Below are 14,570 nucleotides of genomic sequence, written 5' to 3' on the forward strand. Positions count from 1 at the left end.
CTTTGCCAGGAATCTCATGATGATTGAAATGCCGCCGCTCAAATTCGCGCAGACGAATGGAATCCGCATGGGCTATTACGAGGCGGGTCCGGTCACGGACACGCCGCCGGTCGTGCTGTGTCACGGCTGGCCCGAGCTGGCCTTTTCCTGGCGTCACCAGATCAAGGCGCTGAGCGAGGCCGGCATCCGCGTGATCGCGCCCGACCAGCGCGGCTATGGCGCGACCGACAGGCCGGAACCGGTCGAAGCCTATGACATGGAGCATCTGACCGGCGACCTCGTCGGGCTGCTCGATCATCTCGGGATCGACAAGGCGATCTTCGTCGGTCACGACTGGGGTGGCTTCGTCGTCTGGCAGATGCCGCTGCGCCATCCTGCGCGGGTCGCCGGCGTCGTCGGCGTCAACACCCCGCATTGGGACCGCGCGCCGATCGATCCGATCGCACTGTTCCGCCAGCGTTTCGGCGACCAGATGTACATCGTCCAGTTCCAGGATCCCGCGCGCGAGCCGGACCGGATTTTTGGCAGCCGGGTCGAGCAGACATTCGATGCTTTCATGCGCAAGCCGCTCGCCCGGCCCGATGCAAAGCCGACCGAACCTCCCGTAGCGGGCGTCGGCGCTTCGTCGAAGACCAATCTTGCGTTTCCGCAGATGATTGCGGCCTACGACGCCCGGCACGATCCGCGGACGCCGATCCTGTCGGCCGACGAGAAGAAGGTGTTCGTCGACGCCTTTACGAAAACCGGCTTCACCGGCGGCATCAACTGGTATCGCAATTTCACGCGCAATTGGGAGCGCGCGAAGGGGCTCGACCACCACATCAGCGTGCCGTCATTGATGATCATGGCGGAAAACGACGCGGTGCTGCCGCCGTCGGCGGCGGACGGCATGGAGAAGCTCGTGAGCGACCTCGAAAAGTATCTGGTCAAGGACAGTGGCCATTGGACGCAGCAGGAGAAGCCGGAGGAGGTCAGCGCCAAGCTGATCGAATGGCGTAGAAGGCGGTTTGGCTAATTCGTCATTGCGAGGAGCGAAGCGACGAAGCAATCCAGACTGTCTCCGCGGATGTGTTTCTGGATTGCTTCGCTTCGCTCGCAATGACGACAGTGAGGCAGGGGGACTACATTTCAATGTCATCCAAGAACCGACTGGACCCGATCCCGCAGCCGCCGACCAAGCCGGTGGTGGGCAACATGCTGTCGCTGGACTCAGCCGCTCCGGTGCAGCACCTGACGCGGCTTGCCAAAGAGCTGGGCCCGATCTTCTGGCTCGACATGATGGGCTCGCCGATCGTCGTCGTCTCCGGCCACGATCTCGTCGACGAGCTGTCCGACGAGAAACGCTTTGACAAGACGGTGCGCGGCGCGCTGCGGCGCGTGCGCGCGGTCGGCGGCGACGGCCTGTTCACGGCCGACACACGCGAACCGAACTGGAGCAAGGCGCACAACATCCTGCTTCAGCCCTTCGGCAACCGCGCCATGCAGTCCTACCATCCGAACATGGTCGACATTGCCGAGCAACTCGTCAACAAATGGGAGCGGCTCAACGCCGACGACGAGATCGACGTCGTCCACGATATGACCGCGCTGACGCTGGACACGATCGGTCTGTGCGGGTTCGAGTATCGATTCAATTCGTTCTACCGGCGCGACTATCATCCTTTCGTCGAGTCTCTGGTGCGATCGCTCGAAACCATCATGATGACGCGGGGCCTGCCGTTCGAGCAGCTCTGGATGCAGAAGCGGCGCAAGACGCTCGCCGAAGACGTCGCCTTCATGAATAGGATGGTCGACGAGATCATCGCCGAGCGCCGCAAGAGCGCTGAGGGTATCGACGACAAGAAGGACATGCTCGCCGCCATGATGACCGGCGTCGACCGCGCGACCGGCGAGCAGCTCGACGACGTCAACATCCGCTACCAGATCAACACATTCCTGATCGCCGGGCACGAGACCACCAGCGGCCTGCTGTCCTGCACGATCTATGCGCTGCTCAAACACCCCGATATCCTCAAGAAAGCCTATGACGAGGTCGACCGCGTCTTCGGCCCCGACGTCAATGCGAAGCCGACCTATCAGCAGGTAACGCAGCTCACCTACATCACGCAGGTCCTGAAGGAGGCGCTGCGGCTGTGGCCGCCGGCACCCGCCTATGGCATCTCCCCGCTGAAGGATGAGACCATCGGCGGCGGCAAGTACAAGCTCAGGAAGGGCACCTTCACCACCATCCTGGTGACGGCCTTGCATCGCGACCCCTCTGTTTGGGGACCCAGTCCCGACGCCTTCGACCCCGAGAATTTCAGCCGCGAGGCCGAGGCGAAACGGCCGATCAACGCCTGGAAGCCGTTCGGCAACGGCCAGCGCGCCTGTATCGGCCGCGGTTTTGCCATGCACGAGGCCGCGCTTGCGCTTGGCATGATCCTGCAGCGCTTCAAGCTGATCGACCATCAGCGCTATCAGATGCATCTGAAGGAAACCCTGACGATGAAGCCCGAGGGCTTCAAGATCAAGGTGCGCCCGCGCGCCGATCGCGAGCGAGGCGCCTACGGTGGACCGGTGGCGGCGTCCGCAGCGCCGAAGGCGCCGCGGCAGCCGACGGCGCGGCCTGGCCACAACACGCCGATGCTGGTGCTCTACGGCTCCAATCTCGGCACCGCAGAGGAGCTGGCAACGCGGATGGCCGACCTTGCCGAGATCAACGGCTTCGCCGTGCATCTCGGGGCACTCGACGATTACGTCGGCAAGCTGCCGCAGGAAGGCGGCGTGCTGATCATCTGTGCCTCCTACAATGGCGCGCCGCCGGATAACGCGACGCAGTTCGTCAAATGGCTCGGCGACGATCTGCCGAAGGATGCCTTTGCAAATGTGCGCTACGCCGTGTTCGGCTGCGGTAACAGCGACTGGGCCGCGACGTATCAATCGGTGCCGCGCTTCATCGACGAGCAATTGTCGAAGCACGGCGCACGTGCGGTCTATCCGCGCGGCGAAGGAGATGCGCGCAGCGATCTCGATGGCCAGTTCCAGAAATGGTTCCCGGCGGCCGCCCAGGTCGCGACCAAGGAATTCGGCATCGACTGGAATTTCACCCGCACTGCGGAGGACGATCCGCTCTACGCGATCGAGCCGGTGGCGGTAACGGCCATCAACACCATCGTGGCGCAGGGTGGCGCGGTGGCGATGAAGGTGCTGGTCAATGACGAGCTCCAGAACAAGACCGGGTCAAATCCGTCGGAGCGTTCGACGCGCCATATCGAGGTGCAGTTGCCGGCCAACATCAGCTATCGCGTCGGCGATCACTTGAGCGTCGTCCCGCGCAACGATCCGACGCTGGTGGATTCGGTTGCCCGCCGTTTCGGCTTTCTGCCCGCCGACCAGATCAGGCTTCAGGTCGCCGAGGGCCGCCGCGCGCAATTGCCGGTCGGCGATGCCGTGTCGGTCGGCCGCCTGCTCAGCGAGTTCGTCGAGCTGCAGCAGGTGGCGACGCGGAAGCAGATCCAGATCATGGCTGAGCATACCCGCTGTCCGGTGACCAAACCGAAGCTGCTGGCCTTCGTCGGCGAGGAGGCGGAGCCGGCTCGAGCGTTACCGCTCCGGGATTCTGGCCAGGCGCAAATCGGTGTTCGACCTGCTGCTCGAATATCCGGCCTGCGAATTGCCGTTCCACGTCTACCTGGAAATGCTCTCGCTGCTGGCGCCGCGTTACTACTCGATCTCGTCGTCGCCGTCGGTGGATCCAACACGTTGCAGCATCACGGTCGGTGTGGTCGAGGGGCCGGCCGCTTCCGGGCGCGGCACCTACAAGGGCGTCTGCTCGAACTATCTCGCCAATCGGCGGGCGGGCGATGCGATCTACGCCACGGTGCGCGAGACCAAGGCCGGCTTCCGGCTGCCCGATGATCCCGCCGTGCCGATCATCATGATCGGGCCTGGCACGGGACTGGCCCCGTTCCGTGGCTTCCTTCAAGAGCGCGCCGCGCGGAAGGCGAAGGGCGCCGCCCTCGGCCCGGCCATGCTGTTCTTCGGCTGCCGCCATCCGGATCAGGATTTTCTCTACAGGGACGAGCTGAAGGCGCTGGCCGCGAGCGGCATCGCCGAGCTGTTCACCGCCTTCTCGCGTGGGGAAGGACCGAAGACCTATGTGCAGCACGTCCTCGCCGCGCAGATGGACAAGGTCTGGCCGTTGATCGAGCAGGGCGCGATCATCTATGTCTGCGGTGACGGCGGCAAGATGGAGCCCGACGTGAAGGCGGCCCTCGTCGCGATCCACCGCGAGAAGAGCGGCAGCGATGCCGCCGCTGGTGCGCGCTGGATCGAGGAGATGGGCGCGAAGAATCGGTATGTGCTGGACGTCTGGGCGGGCGGGTAGCCGCAGCTTGTAGCCCGGATGGAGCGAAGCGAAATCCGGGGCGGTATTTCCTCAGGCTAGGGTTTCCCGGATTGCGCTGCGCTTCATCCGGGCTACCAGGCAAATCGTGCTAAAGCTCTGCCATGATTCCCTGGGAAAAACTCGACACCGCCAAGATCCCCGGCTCCGATGAGGAGCTTCGCCTGATGCGGCGGGGCAAGGAGTTTTCCATCAAGCTCGGCACCAACGAGCTGATGAACAACCGCCTGTCGGGGTCGGAGGCCGCACTCGCGACGCTGGCGGCGAAGCGGATCGAAAAGGTCGCAAGACCCGTCGTCCTCATCGGTGGCCTCGGCATGGGCTTTACGCTGCGCGCCGCGCTCACCGTGCTCGGAAGCAAGGCGAAGATCGTGGTGTCCGAGCTGGTGCCGGCGGTGGTCGCCTGGGCGCGCGGCCCGATGGCCGAGGTGTTCGGCGACAGCCTCGACGATGAAAGAGTGAAGATCCGCGAGATCGACGTCGGCGAAATCATCCGGGCGAAGAGCGCAGCCTACGACGCCATTCTCCTCGACGTCGACAATGGGCCGGAGGGGCTGACCCGGAAGGGCAACGACGCGCTCTACAGTGCGAGCGGGCTGACGGCGGCGAAGACGGCGCTGCGGCCGGGCGGCGTGCTGGCGGTCTGGTCGTCGGGGCCCAACCCCGCCTTCACCAAGCGTCTCAAGCGCGCCGGCTTCGACGTCAACGAAGTCGCTGTCCGCGCCACCGGCAGAGGCGGCGGTGCGCGCCACGTGATCTGGATGGCGACGAAGGCTTAAGCTGCGTTGGCCACCGCGCCGTGCGCATGCTTGTCGATGGCCCCGATGATATCGGGCCAGAAACGCATGGACAGCGCGTGCCCCATGCCGTCGATCATCAGCAGCTTTGCGCCCGGAATTGACTCCGCAGTATCCTTGCCGCCTTCGGGTCGCACCAGCGGATCGACGGTGCCGTGAATGACGAGCGTCGGCGTCTTCAAATGATGCAACCGCTCCTTGCGGCTGCCGGATGCGAGCACGGCGCGGAGCTGCCGGCCGACGCCGGCCGGATTGAGCCCGCGTGCGAACACGCGTTCGGCCCGATCCAGATCGAGCGCTTCCTCTTCCGGAAAGGAACCGGCGCGCAACACCTTCCAGGTCTGGCCGAAGCGGGCGATGAACTCCTCCTTGCTGCGCGGCGGCGGCGCCATCAGCATCGCTGCGGCCTCGCGTGTCGGCGGCGGGACGCGTGGATTGCCTGTCGTCGACATGATCGAGGTCAGCGAGCGCACGCGCTGCGGAAACGACAGCGCCACCTCCTGCGCGATCATGCCGCCCATGGACGCGCCGACCAGATGAGCCGACTTGATGCCGAGCGCATCCATCAGTCCGACCGTGTCCTTTGCCATGTCGATCAGCTTGTAGGTTGCCGCGACGGGAATCCTGAGGAAGCGCAGCTTCAGCAGCTCGAGCGGCGTCAGGCGCTTGCCGCCGGTCAGATGGCTCGACTTGCCGATGTCACGATTGTCGAAGCGGATCACGCGAAAGCCGTGCACGGCGAGCTGTTCGCAGAACGCATCGTCCCAATGGATCATCTGCGCGCCGAGCCCCATGATCAGCAGCAGCGGCTCGGCATTGTCGCCGCCGAAGATCTCGTAGCAGATGTCGATGCCGTTGGCGCGGACGGTCTGGGGCGGCTGATGAGTGGTCACGGCTGCGTTCCCTCTGCTTTGACCCCCGCTGTATCGCACGGTTTGCCGTCGCAATGAAGCCGCGCACGCCTGCGCCTTGCCGGTTGACCGGCACCTCGCAACGGTGTGGTATGGCGAAAAAGAAGGGCATCGCAGCTCTCGATCACAGGAGGACGCCGATGACCGACAAGACCCATGACCCCGTCGCCATGTGGCAGAAGATGGTTGGCGAGATGGAAAAGGGGTTCAACTCCTTTGCCAATCAGGCCATGGCCTCGCCCGAGTTTTCGCAAGTCGTGAACCGGGCCGGCGGCGTTGCTGCAGGTGCACAGAAGCAGCTCGGCGAACTCATGGAGAAATATCTGGTCACGATGAACCTGCCGAGCCGCGAGCAGGTCACCGGCCTTGCCGAACGGTTGCAGGCGATCGAGGGCCAGATCGGCGAGATCAAATCGATGCTGAACCAGATGGCGGCAAGTGCGGGCGTATCCCAAGGCTCCGATACCGCATTGCGGCCGCCGCGCACCAAGCGCCCGCCATCCGAAGGCGGAGAGCAGGCATGAATGCTCCCGCCGGACTCGATCTCGCGGGGATCCCGGAGCGCATTCAGTCCGAGGTGCAGCGCGCCATCCAGCGCAGCATCAAGGGCGTCGAGTATTTCTCGACCTCGGGCCCGACGCTCGGCGCGACTCCGAAGGACGTGATGCATTCGCGCGGCACGATGAGCCTGTATCACTACCGGCCGATGTCGGACGAGATCTACCGCGTGCCGGTGTTGATCGTGATGGCGACCACCAACCGCGGCTACATTCTCGACCTCGTGCCCGGACAGAGCTTCATCGAGTTCCTCCTGAAGCGCGGATACGATGTCTACATGCTCGACTGGAGCGCGCCGCGACCGGAGGAGAAGAGCCTGCGGATGGAGGACTACGTCCTCGACTTCATCCCGGATTGTGTGCGCCGCGTGCGAGCCGATTCCGGCGAGCAGGACGTCTCCGTGATCGGCTATTGCTTCGGCGGCGTGCTGTCGCTGCTTTACGGCGCGATCCACAACGACGGGCCGATGAAGAATCTGATCTGCTTCACCACGCCGATCGATTTCCGCGAGATGAAGCTGTTTTCGAACTTCTCCGACCGCCGCTATTTCGACGTCGACCGTCTCGTCGACAGCGTCGGCAACGTGCCCCCGGAGATGATCCTCTCCTCGTTCGAGATGCTGCGCCCGGCCTCGCGCGCGGCGAGCCAGATCCAGCTCTGGGAGAACATCTGGAACGACGAATTCGTGAAGTCGTATCGCATGTTCGACCGCTGGGCGACCGACACGCTGCCGCTGGCGGGCGAATATTTCCGCGGTATCACCAAGGATCTGATGTGGGACAACAAGCTCTACAACGACACCATGTCGGTCGGCGGCCGCGCGGCGAAGCTCGAAGACATCAAGGTGCCGTTCCTCCATGCGGTCGCCGAGCACGATCACATCGTGCCCTATGATGCCGCAAAGCATCTGATTGCGAAGATCGGGTCCGAGGACAAGGAAGAGGTGATGCTGAAGGGCGGTCACGTCTCGCTCGTCGCGGGCGCCAACGCAGTGAAGCGGTTGTGGCCCAAACTTGATTCCTGGCTGGGGAAGAGATCGACATGAGCGAGCAGCGTTGCTATCCGCGTCACATCAAGACAGACGCCGGCGATATCGAGATCCGCCTGATGTCGCCTGCGGACGAGGCTGCTGTGCTTGCCTTCGGCAAGGGCCTGCCAACGCACGACCTGCTGTTCCTGCCTCGCAATATCAGTGAACCGAAGGTGCTGTCGGCCTGGGTCAAGGAGATCGAGCGAGGCGCGATCACCAGCCTGCTCGCGGTGAAGGACGGAAGGGTCGTCGGCTGCGGCACGCTGGTGCGCGATCCGCATTCCTGGTCGCCCCATGTCGGCGAGATCCGGATGGTGGTCTCCCTCGACGTGCGCGGGAAGGGCGTGGGGCGGGTGCTGTCGCAGGAGACCTTTACGCTCGCGCTCGGCGCCGGCCTCGAGAAGCTTTCAGTTCAGATGACGGTCGACCAGCAGGCGGCGATCGCGCTGTTCGAAAGCCTCGGCTTCAAGGCCGAGGCGCTGCTGCGCGATCATGTCCGCGACATTGACGGCAAGACCCATGACATCGTCGTGCTCGGCCACAACGTCGCACAGGTCCAGGCCCAGATGGAGGCCTATGGCCTGCCAGGAGCCGTCCAGCACTAGGCTCGAAGGATCGGGCTGGTCACAGAGGCACCATGATGCCTCCAATTAAGGCTGTTCACGGATTCGTGATATCGCACTGCAATATGAATATTGCAGTGCACCATTAACTATGCCATATAGGGAGTGCCCCGGGTCAACAAGGACGGGGTGAGCCCATAGCTCAGCCCAATGAGGATGGAGAGAACCCCATGACCACCGAAACCAACACCGCTTTCGAAGGCTTCAAGGACGCTTTCAAGAACATCCAGAACCTGGAAGTTCCCGAGGCTGCCCGCGAGTTCGTCAAGAAGACCGCCAGCACCGCCAAGGATCGTGCCGCCGAGGCTTTCGCCGGCTCCGAGCGGGTGACCGCTGCCGTCGAGAACGCGGTGACCGAGTCCGTCACTGAAGCCGGCAAGATCAGCCGCAACATCCAGCAGGCGATCTACGAGGACGCCGAGGCCTTCTTCTCGGGTATCGATAAGCTGGCGTCGGCCAAGTCGTTCAGCGAAGCCGTCGAGATCCAGTCGAGCCTGCTCCGCGCCCGCGGCGAAGCGTTCGTCTCGCGCGCCAAGGCGACCACCGACTATCTCGGCAAGCTCGCCGCCAACGGAGCGAAGTCCGCTCAGGACAATTTTGCCAAGGTCTACAACAAGACCGCCTGATCCGGCGCCTTTAGACCAAACTGAATTTGAGGCCCGCTTCGGCGGGCCTTTTGTTTTTGTTGCCACAGCCGTCATTGCGAGGAGCGAAGCGACGAAGCAATCCAGAGTCTTTCCGCGGAGGCAGTCTGGATTGCTTCGCTTCGCTCGCAATGACGAGTAGGGTGATGCGGCGATGACTCCACTGGCCACCTTCTCCTTCGATACTCCGGGCGACGCCGAACGCGCGGCCGAGTTGCGGCGCGTGAAAGCAATGGCGACGCTGGTGCTGGCCTCGACGCTCGCGCTGTTCGTGGTTGCGAAATGGCTGCTGCCCGTGCATCCCGTGTTCGGCTTCATCGCGGCATTCGCGGAAGCCGCGACCATCGGCGGGCTCGCCGACTGGTATGCCGTGGTCGCGCTGTTCAAGCGGCCGCTCGGCCTGCCGATCCCGCACACCGCGATCATCCAAAGCAACCAGGCCCGCATCGCCGACAAGCTCGGCGAGTTCATCCAGGTGCATTTCCTCGATTCAGGCCCCGTCGAGGCCAAGCTGAACGAGATCGATTTCGGCTCCTTCGTCGCCGACTGGCTGCGTGACCGCAAGCGCAGCGATGACCTCGCGCGCTTCGCGCTACGTCTGTTGCCGGAGGCCGTCTCCGCGACCGAGAGCTCGGGCCTGATGACCTTCATCATCCGCCGCATGTCCTCGCAGCTCCAGGCGATCGACCTTGCGCCGCTTGCCGCCGGAACGCTGCGCGGCTTCGTGGCGGAGGGGCGGCACCAGATCCTGTTCGACGATCTCCTGGGCGTGATGCACGAGACGCTCAATCAGAAAGACACGATGGCGATGATCCGCGAGAAGGTGCGCGCGGAGTTGCCGACCCTGCTGCGGCTCTACCGCGCCGACAAATTTCTGGTGAACAAGATCGTAGCGTCCGCCACCGCCTTCTTCGATGAAGTGCGCGCCGATCCCAGGCATCCGTTCCGCGGCGAGTTCGACCGCATGGTGCTGGGCTTCGTCGACCGGCTGGGCACGGATCAGGCCTATGTCGATCGCATCAACGGCCTCAAACGCGAACTGCTGGCACGGCCCGAGCTTGCCGATCTCGCCCGCACCGTCTGGACCAATACGCGCTCCTTCATCGAGCGCAGCGCGAGTGGTGAGACGCAGGTGCTGCAGCATCATCTTGCCGGCATGTTCGTCGCTGCCGGCGAAGCGCTCGCGGGGGATGCCGAGCTGCGCCGCGAGATCAACAAGGGGCTGGTGGCGGTGCTGCGCAGCTTCGTCGCGGACCAGAAGAGCGGCGTCTCGACCTTCATCTCCGATCAGGTCAAGGCGTGGGACATGGCGCAGCTGATTTCGCTGATCGAGATTAACATCGGGCGCGACCTGCAATACATCCGTTTCAACGGCTCGCTGATCGGCGGCCTCGCCGGACTTGCGCTCTACTCCGTAGAATTCCTGGTCCGATTGTTGTGACTTTTGCGTCACGGCCGTGAGCATAAGCCCCGGGGCCTATTGTCGCCCCGCGTTCCACCGGCTTGAATGACTGGAACCGGCCGCCCGGCTGATTCATGCTGCGCTGCGGAACGTTCGAGATGCCGGCGTATTGGAATTCATACCGATTTGCCGGCATCGCTGCCGGCCTCTTTCCAGGGGTTCATTGATGACCGCTACCGCTCAGACGCTCCGCCCGCCGTCACGTACTCTGATGTTTCTGGAAGGGCGCGCGATCCACGAGTTCGGCGCATTCCTCGGCGCGCTGCCGCTGCTGAGCCTCGCGCCGCGCGGCGACGGGCATCCGGTACTGGTGCTGCCCGGCCTTGTGGCCTCGGATGAATCCACACGCGCGCTGCGCACCTTTCTATTGAGCAAGGGCTACGCGGTGAGCGGCTGGCGCCAGGGCCGCAATTACGGCCTGCGCGAGGGCGTTCAGCACGCGATGCTGGATCTGATCGAGGAACTCAGCGACACCCATGGCCGCAAAATAAGCCTGGTGGGCTGGAGCCTCGGCGGTCTCTATGCGCGCCAGCTCGCCAAGATGATGCCCGAGCGCGTGCGTCAGGTGATCACGCTCGGCAGTCCTTTCGCGGGCGATCCCAAATCGACCAATGCCTGGCGCGTCTACGAATGGGCAAGTGGACAACGTGCCGATCAGGCCGATCCGCAGTTCGGCGGCGAACTGGCTGTCCCGCCGCCGGTGCCGACCACCGCCATCTTCAGCCGCACCGACGGCGTCTGCGCCTGGCAAGGCTGCATGGAGAAGACGGGAGCTGAAACCGAGAGCATCGAGGTCGACAGCAGCCATTGCGGCATGGGTCACCACCCCGCCGTCGTCTACGCGGTGGCCGATCGGCTCGCGCAGAAGGAAGGCCAGTGGCGGCCGTTCGACCGCAGCGGTTGGCGGAGCCTCGCGTATCCCGATCCGCACAGGTAGGGTACTCTTTCTTCGCCTCTCCCCGCCTGCGGGGAGAGGCCGGAATTTGCGATAGCAAATTCCGGGTGAGGGGGACTCTCCACGCGTCCAACTCTCACCGACCCTGCGGAGACTCCACCTCATCCCGACCTTCTCCCCGCAAGCGGGGAGAAGGAGAAGAGCCGTCGTTCCCGTCCATTGTCGCGCCCGCACCAAACGCGCTATGCCTCACGCATGGCGCATCCGCTCTCCCGCATCGTCGACCAGCTCAAGCGCGAACCGTCGCGCACCGGCTCCATCGTCATCACCGTGTTCGGCGACGCCATCGTGCCGCGTGGCGGTGTGGTGTGGCTCGGTACGCTGCTGGAATTCTTCGCAAGCCTTGATATCGACAGCGGCGTCGTGCGTACCGCGATGTCGCGCCTTGCCGCCGATGGCTGGTTGACGCGTGAAAAGGTCGGCCGCAACAGCTTTTATCGGCTGGCCGACAAGGGCCGCCAGACCTTTGAAGCAGCGACACGCCACATCTATGATCCGCCGCCATCGGATTGGACCGGCCGTTTTGAACTCCTGCTGATAGGCAATGGCGAGGATCGCGACGCCTCGCGCGAGGCGCTGCGCAATGCCGGCTTCGGCAGCCCGCTGCCGGGCGTGTGGGTCGCGCCGTCAGGCGTGCCGGTGCCCGACGAAGCCGCGGGTGCGATCCGCCTCGAAGTCTCGGCCGAGGATGACAGTGGCCGCCGTCTTCTCAGTGCGAGCTGGCCGCTGAAGCGTACCGCGGATGCCTATCTGAAGTTCATGAAGACGTTCGAGCCGCTGCGCGCCGCACTCGCGCGCGGCACGGATCTGTCCGAGGCCGACGCCTTCACCGCACGCATTCTCCTGATCCACCATTATCGCCGCGTCGTGCTGCGCGATCCGCTGCTGCCGGATAGCCTGCTGCCGGCAGACTGGCCGGGCAGGGCCGCCCGCGAGCTCTGCGGCGAGATCTATCGGGCGTTGCTCGCGCCGTCGGAACAATGGCTTGATGGCCACGGAACGAACGAAAAAGGCCCGCTGCCGCCGGCGCGGAAGCTCCTGGAACGGAGGTTCGAGGCCTGAGGTATATGTTACAGAAATATCTTGCATGACGTAATTTCTGTTATATATTGTCCCCCAATAAAACGGGAGGATGCGCATGTACACTCAGGCGCTGAACACGGCCGAGACCGACGATCGCGGTCTCGAGGACGCGGGCAAGGCTGCGCAGTTCCAGGCGCGCATCGATGCGGAGGAACGTATCGAGCCGAACGACTGGATGCCGGCGGCCTATCGCAAGACGCTCACGCGCCAGATCTCCCAGCATGCGCATTCCGAAATCGTGGGCATGCTACCCGAAGGCAACTGGATCACGCGCGCGCCGACCTTGCGCCGCAAGGCCGCGCTGCTGGCCAAAGTGCAGGACGAGTGCGGCCACGGGCTCTATCTCTATGCCGCCGCCGAGACGCTCGGCACATCACGCGAGGAGCTGGTCGACGCCATGCTCGCGGGAAAGGCCAAATATTCCTCGATCTTCAACTATCCGACGCTGACCTGGGCCGATATCGGGACCATCGGCTGGCTGGTCGACGGCGCCGCGATCATGAACCAGATTCCGCTGTGCCGCTGCTCCTACGGTCCCTATGCGCGCGCGATGATCCGCGTCTGCAAGGAAGAATCGTTTCACCAGCGCCAAGGCTACGAGATCATGGTGACGCTGTGCCGCGGCTCGGATGAGCAGAAGGCGATGGCTCAGGATGCGCTGAATCGCTGGTGGTGGCCGGTGCTGATGATGTTCGGGCCGCCCGATGCCACGAGCCAGCACAGCGACACCTCGACGAAGTGGAAAATCAAGCGCTTCTCGAATGACGAGCTGCGCCAGAAGTTCGTCGATGCGACCGTGCCGCAGGCGCAGTATCTCGGCCTTACCATTCCCGATCCCGGCATGGTTCAGGATGCCGACGGACACTGGCGCTACAGCGAGATCGACTGGACCGAATTCAAGCAGGTGCTCGCGGGCAACGGCCCCTGCAACCGCGACCGTATGGCCGCGCGCCGCAAGGCGCATGACGAGGGCGCCTGGGTGCGCGAGGCGGCAGCCGCCTATGCCGCAAAGCGCGCGCGTCGCCCGACCGCGCAGGCAGCAGAATAAGGAGATCACGATGGCCACGCCGAACACGCCGCTGTGGGAGGTCTTCATTCGCAGCCGCAACGGGCTTGCGCACAAGCACGTCGGCTCGCTGCACGCCAGCGACGCCACCATGGCCCTGCAAGCCGCACGCGACATCTACACCCGCCGCGGTGAGGGTCTGTCGATCTGGGTCGTGCCATCAAGCGCGATCACCGCGAGCGATCCCGCCGAGAAGGGCATGATGTTCGAGCCGGCGGAATCGAAGATCTACCGGCACCCGACCTTCTATGAGGTGCCGGAAGAAGTGGGGCACATGTGATGGGGTGCGCCAATACTGAGATCTCCGAAACGCCGCTTGTGCTCTATGCGCTGCGCCGGGCCGACGATGCGCTGATCCTCGGACATCGGCTGTCGGAATGGTGCGGGCATGCGCCGATGCTGGAAGAGGACATGGCACTCTCCAACATCGCGCTCGATCTCATTGGCCAGGCCCGGGAACTCTACACCTACGCAGCCAAATCCGAAGGCAAGGGCAATGACGAGGATAAGCTCGCTTACATGCGCGACGTGCGGCAGTACCGCAATCTGCTGCTGGTCGAGCAGCCGAACGGCGACTTCGCCCAGACGCTGGTGCGGCAGTTCTTCTATTCCGCTTTCGCCGATCTGTATTGGCGCGCGATGATGCATTCGCGCGATGCGACTCTTGCCGCGATTGCCGCCAAGTCGGAGAAGGAGAGCGGCTATCATCTGCGCCACGCCTCGGAATGGATCATCCGGCTCGGTGACGGAACTGAGGAGAGTCACAGCCGTGTGCAAGCCGCGATCGATCATCTCTGGGCCTTCACCGGTGAGATGTTCGCGGTCGATGATGGCGAGCGCGCCCTGATCCATGCCGGTATCGCCATCGATCCCGGGACCCTGCGCGGCCGCTGGCTGACCACGCTCTCCGATGTCGTCAGCGAGGCAACGCTGGTGCTGCCGCAGAATGACTGGATGCAGCAGGGCGGCCGCTCCGGCCGACACAGCGAGCATCTCGGCCATCTCCTGTCCGAGCTGCAATCGATGCAGCGGACTTTTCCGGGGCTGACATGGTGAT

At 64.0% G+C, this 14,570-nt stretch carries 13 protein-coding genes and 1 pseudogene; 13 read left to right on the plus strand and 1 reads right to left on the minus strand.

Features of this window, described 5'->3' with window-relative positions; genetic code table 11:
• Window positions 1-19: 19 nt before the first annotated feature.
• From ACQ86E_RS23810 to ACQ86E_RS23820, 3 genes and pseudogenes are all read left to right on the plus strand, one after another.
• Complete coding sequence (locus ACQ86E_RS23810; protein WP_431206548.1) at window positions 20-1,015, plus strand: alpha/beta fold hydrolase; 996 nt, start codon at window positions 20-22, stop codon at window positions 1,013-1,015.
• Between the two features lie 116 nt (window positions 1,016-1,131).
• Window positions 1,132-4,366: pseudogene (locus ACQ86E_RS23815) on the plus strand (bifunctional cytochrome P450/NADPH--P450 reductase).
• 122 nt (window positions 4,367-4,488) lie between these two features.
• Window positions 4,489-5,163, plus strand: a complete 675-nt coding sequence (locus ACQ86E_RS23820) for a spermidine synthase (protein ID WP_431202058.1) — start codon at window positions 4,489-4,491, stop codon at window positions 5,161-5,163.
• Here ACQ86E_RS23820 and ACQ86E_RS23825 read toward each other — a convergent pair.
• Window positions 5,160-6,074, minus strand: a complete 915-nt coding sequence (locus tag ACQ86E_RS23825) for an alpha/beta fold hydrolase (RefSeq protein WP_431202059.1) — start codon at window positions 6,072-6,074, stop codon at window positions 5,160-5,162. The two genes, ACQ86E_RS23820 and ACQ86E_RS23825, sit on opposite strands and share 4 nt — an antisense overlap.
• A gap of 158 nt (window positions 6,075-6,232) precedes the next feature.
• Here ACQ86E_RS23825 and ACQ86E_RS23830 point away from each other — a divergent pair, with 158 nt between their 5' ends.
• From ACQ86E_RS23830 to paaC, 10 genes are all read left to right on the plus strand, one after another.
• Complete coding sequence (locus ACQ86E_RS23830) at window positions 6,233-6,616, plus strand: hypothetical protein (protein ID WP_431202060.1); 384 nt, start codon at window positions 6,233-6,235, stop codon at window positions 6,614-6,616.
• On the plus strand, window positions 6,613-7,695 hold the full coding sequence (locus ACQ86E_RS23835; protein ID WP_431202061.1) for a PHA/PHB synthase family protein: 1,083 nt from the start codon (window positions 6,613-6,615) through the stop codon (window positions 7,693-7,695). The genes ACQ86E_RS23830 and ACQ86E_RS23835 overlap by 4 nt, the downstream gene beginning before the upstream one ends.
• A complete protein-coding gene (locus ACQ86E_RS23840) occupies window positions 7,692-8,285 on the plus strand; it encodes a GNAT family N-acetyltransferase (protein ID WP_431202062.1) in 594 nt (197 codons plus the stop codon). Before ACQ86E_RS23835 ends, ACQ86E_RS23840 begins: the two co-directional genes overlap by 4 nt.
• 188 nt (window positions 8,286-8,473) lie before the next feature.
• Complete coding sequence (locus ACQ86E_RS23845; RefSeq protein WP_375310213.1) at window positions 8,474-8,929, plus strand: phasin; 456 nt, start codon at window positions 8,474-8,476, stop codon at window positions 8,927-8,929.
• A 172-nt stretch (window positions 8,930-9,101) separates the two neighbouring features.
• A complete protein-coding gene (locus ACQ86E_RS23850; RefSeq protein WP_431202063.1) occupies window positions 9,102-10,388 on the plus strand; it encodes a DUF445 domain-containing protein in 1,287 nt (428 codons plus the stop codon).
• Between the two features lie 187 nt (window positions 10,389-10,575).
• Window positions 10,576-11,346 (plus strand): lipase family alpha/beta hydrolase, encoded by a 771-nt coding sequence (locus ACQ86E_RS23855; RefSeq protein WP_431202064.1) that lies wholly within the window; start codon window positions 10,576-10,578, stop codon window positions 11,344-11,346.
• A 213-nt stretch (window positions 11,347-11,559) separates the two neighbouring features.
• Entirely contained in the window at window positions 11,560-12,426 is an 867-nt protein-coding gene (gene paaX, locus ACQ86E_RS23860) for a phenylacetic acid degradation operon negative regulatory protein PaaX (protein ID WP_431202065.1), read from the plus strand.
• A 76-nt stretch (window positions 12,427-12,502) separates the two neighbouring features.
• Window positions 12,503-13,495 carry a 1,2-phenylacetyl-CoA epoxidase subunit PaaA gene (paaA, locus tag ACQ86E_RS23865; RefSeq protein WP_431202066.1) on the plus strand — a complete coding sequence of 331 codons (993 nt, stop codon included), beginning with the start codon at window positions 12,503-12,505 and terminating at the stop codon, window positions 13,493-13,495.
• 10 nt (window positions 13,496-13,505) lie between these two features.
• Window positions 13,506-13,793, plus strand: coding sequence for a 1,2-phenylacetyl-CoA epoxidase subunit PaaB (paaB, locus tag ACQ86E_RS23870; RefSeq protein ID WP_015687593.1), 288 nt, complete (start codon window positions 13,506-13,508; stop codon window positions 13,791-13,793).
• Complete coding sequence (gene paaC, locus ACQ86E_RS23875; RefSeq protein WP_431202067.1) at window positions 13,793-14,569, plus strand: 1,2-phenylacetyl-CoA epoxidase subunit PaaC; 777 nt, start codon at window positions 13,793-13,795, stop codon at window positions 14,567-14,569. Before paaB ends, paaC begins: the two co-directional genes overlap by 1 nt.
• Window position 14,570: the final 1 nt, after the last annotated feature.

The sequence above is a fragment of the Bradyrhizobium betae genome (genome assembly GCF_050632175.1).
GTDB classification, from domain to species: domain Bacteria; phylum Pseudomonadota; class Alphaproteobacteria; order Rhizobiales; family Xanthobacteraceae; genus Bradyrhizobium; species Bradyrhizobium betae_B.